At 58.0% G+C, this 3,059-nt stretch carries 4 protein-coding genes; 1 reads left to right on the plus strand and 3 read right to left on the minus strand.

Going from position 1 to position 3,059, the window contains the following annotated elements; all coding sequences use genetic code 11:
- Nucleotides 1-1,616: molecular chaperone HtpG (gene htpG, locus ABWO67_RS19275; RefSeq protein ID WP_353154968.1), on the plus strand; the 1,616-nt coding region annotated here is incomplete at its 5' end.
- Nucleotides 1,617-1,626: 10 nt separating this feature from the next.
- On the opposite strand, the gene ampD is transcribed toward htpG, so the two are convergent.
- The 3 genes from ampD to ABWO67_RS19290 all read right to left on the minus strand — a co-directional run.
- Nucleotides 1,627-2,202, minus strand: coding sequence for a 1,6-anhydro-N-acetylmuramyl-L-alanine amidase AmpD (ampD, locus tag ABWO67_RS19280; protein WP_353154971.1), 576 nt, complete (start codon nucleotides 2,200-2,202; stop codon nucleotides 1,627-1,629).
- A 2-nt stretch (nucleotides 2,203-2,204) separates the two neighbouring features.
- Nucleotides 2,205-2,468, minus strand: a complete 264-nt coding sequence (locus ABWO67_RS19285; RefSeq protein WP_353154973.1) for a PP0621 family protein — start codon at nucleotides 2,466-2,468, stop codon at nucleotides 2,205-2,207.
- 1 nt (nucleotide 2,469) lies between these two features.
- The coding region (locus ABWO67_RS19290; protein ID WP_353154975.1) for a cytochrome C assembly family protein at nucleotides 2,470-3,059 on the minus strand (590 nt) is incomplete at its 5' end.

The following is a 3,059-nucleotide window of genomic DNA, read 5'->3' on the forward strand; positions in this document are numbered from 1 at the left end:
TGGGCACCATTGCCCGTTCGGGTACGAAAGAATTTTTCACCAAGCTGACGGGCGACAGTCAAAAAGACGCCCAGCTTATCGGCCAGTTTGGCGTGGGCTTTTACTCGGCTTTCATTGTTGCCAAGAAAGTGTCGGTATTAAGCCGTCGCGCCGGTGTGCCTGAAACCGAAGCGGTCATGTGGGAATCGGAAGGCGAGGGCGAATTTTCGATCGCTCCCGTTGAGAAGGCTGATCGCGGTACGTCGGTAACTTTGTATCTGCGCGATGACGAAGACGTTTTCTTGAATGGCTACAAGCTGCGTGAAGTCTTGCGCCATTATTCCGACCACATTTCCCTGCCGATCCAAATGCAGAAGGAAGAGTGGGACGCTGAAAAGTCCGAGCAGGTGAAGAAGAACGAATGGGAAACGGTTAATCAGGCCAGCGCCTTGTGGGCGCGGTCCAAGTCGGACATTACCGACGAACAATACCAAGAATTCTATAAGCATATTGCCCACGATTACGACGATCCTCTGGCTTGGACGCATAACCGGGTTGAAGGCCGCAGCGAATATACGCAGTTGTTGTATGTGCCCAAGCATGCGCCCATGGACATGTGGGATCGCGACGGGCGCCGCGGCGTCAAGCTGTATGTGAAGCGTGTCTTCATCATGGACGATGCCGAACAGTTGCTGCCGAACTACCTGCGCTTTGTGCGCGGTGTTATCGATACGGCCGATTTGCCTTTGAACGTATCGCGCGAAATTCTGCAAGAAAGCCGTGATGTGCGGGTGATTCGCGAAGGGTCGGCTAAGCGTATTTTGTCGTTGTTGGAAGATTTGGCTGAAAACAAGGCTGATCAGTTTGCCGAGTTCTGGACGCAGTTTGGCCAGGTGCTGAAAGAGGGTGTGGGCGAAGATGCGGCCAATAAAGACCGTATTGCCAAGTTGCTGCGCTTTGCGTCGACGCATGGCGATAGCGCTGCGCAAACGGTGTCGTTGGCTGATTATGTCGCTCGCATGAAGGAAGGTCAGGACAAAATCTATTACGTCAGCGGCGAATCGTACGCGGCGGCCAGCAATAGCCCGCATCTGGAAATCTTCCGCAAGAAGGGTCTGGAAGTGCTGGTGTTGTCGGATCGTGTCGATGAATGGATGCTGTCGTATCTGCGCGAGTTCGAAGGCAAGCAACTGACGTCAATCGCCAAGGGCGGCCTGGATCTTGACCAGTTGGCGGACGAGGAAGAAAAGAAGCATCAGGCTGAAGTGGCTGAAACCTTCAAGCCTTTGGTAGAGCGCTTGAATGCGGCCCTTACCGATAAGGTGAAAGAGGTGCGTGTTACTGGCCGCTTGGTGGATTCGCCGGCTTGCGTGGTGGTCGATGAAAACGAGCTTAGCCCGCATTTGCTGCGTATGCTGCAGGCGGCGGGGCAGGAAGCCCCGGACGTCAAGCCGATTCTGGAAATCAACCCCGAGCACGCGTTGATTGGTCGCATGCAGGCCGCGCCGGAAGCGGATTTCAGTGAATGGGCGTTGCTGTTGCTGGATCAGGCCATGTTGGCCGAGGGTGGCAATTTGGCGGACCCGGCTTCGTTCGTAAAGCGTATGAACCGTTTGTTGTTGAACGGCGCAGCGTAAGTCGCGTGCTTTACACCGGCGGCAGTTGCCGCCGGAGCCAGCCATTTTCACGCCTGAAACGGCCCCAGTCGAACGCGGGGCCCGGGTCGGTCTTACGGCCCGGGGCGATGTGTTCGTGGCCTCTGGCGGCCTGTAGCGGGTGTTGCGCGCGCAGTGCGGGCAGCAGCTGAGTCAGGGCAGCATATTGTTCTGGCGTATAGGGCACGGTGTCCGTGCCTTCCATTTCTATGCCTATCGAAAAATCATTGCAACGTTCGCGCCCTGCGAAGGTGGATACGCCTGCGTGCCAGGCGCGTTTGTGCGTGGATACGAATTGCACAATGCTGCCGTCGCGGCGTACGAAGAAGTGGGCCGATACCGTCAGGCCGCGCAGTTGCGGTAGCCAGGGGTGGGCGTTGTAGTCCAGCCGGTTCAGGAACAGGTCGACGACTTCGGTGCCCCCGAAGATGCCGGGGGGCAGGCTGATGTTGTGCATGACCAGCAGGGTGGCGTCGTCACCGGCCGGGCGGTCGTCGTAGTTGGGCGATGGCGCGCAAGTGACACGCGGGTGTGCTTTTAGCCAGCCGTGTCGGTCCAGCGCCAGCATGGTTACTGGCGCACGCCAAGCTTGGCGTGTTCCTGGCTGCACCAGATGCGGCCGTTGCTAAGCACGGCTTCCGACCGGGGCATGTGAATGCCGCAGTGTTCGCACCTGACCATGGATTCGGGGTGCGCTATGGGCGGGGCGCCGCGTTTTTTTGCTTGCTTGGGCTGGCGCGTGTCGCTGCGGCCCTTGGCGTTCTGGCTGGATATGACGCGGACGACCATCAAGATGACAATAATCGCCACGATCCAGAATAATACTTTTCCCACATTAGCCTCGTTGCAGAATGACGTCGAGCACAAAACGGCTGCCAGTATAAGACAGCAGCAAAAAGGCGAAACCCACCAGTGTCCATCGCAGGGCCAGGCGGCCGCGCCAGCCGCGCATGCGGCGCCCTAGCAGTAGTGTGCCGAAGGTAAGCCACGATAGCAGCGTAAAGACGGTTTTGTGATCCATGGGCACCAGTTCGCTACTGATGCGCATCGATACGACGGCCCCGGTAATGACGGTAAGGGTCAGCACCGTGAAGCCTATGCCAATCAGCCGAAACAGCAGTCCTTCCTGAACGAGCAAGGGCGGCATGGTGTCCAGCGCGCGGCCAATAATATTGCGGTTGGCGGCTTGTTCGATAGGCCGGTGCAACTGGCGGTCGAGCGCGGTCATTAACATGGCCTGCAGCGCAGCGACCGTGATCAGGCCATAGGCGGTCAAGGCGATGAGCAGGTGTATGCGCAGCCAGTCGTTAGCGGCATGGGCCACAAGATGGCTTTGGGGAAACACCGAAGCCAGCAACGTGGCGGCAGTAGCTGCGGGGAGTAGAATAAGCAACAGCCCGTCAAGGCGCATGACCAGGTTTTCAA

Source organism: Pollutimonas bauzanensis (assembly GCF_040393045.1).
Lineage (GTDB): Bacteria > Pseudomonadota > Gammaproteobacteria > Burkholderiales > Burkholderiaceae_B > Pollutimonas > Pollutimonas bauzanensis_A.

Bases quoted from the DNA above. Each gene is read 5' to 3' on its own strand.
- ampD (WP_353154971.1), bottom strand. From the start codon at position 2,202: ATGCTGGCGCTGGACCGACACGGCTGGCTAAAAGCACACCCGCGTGTC.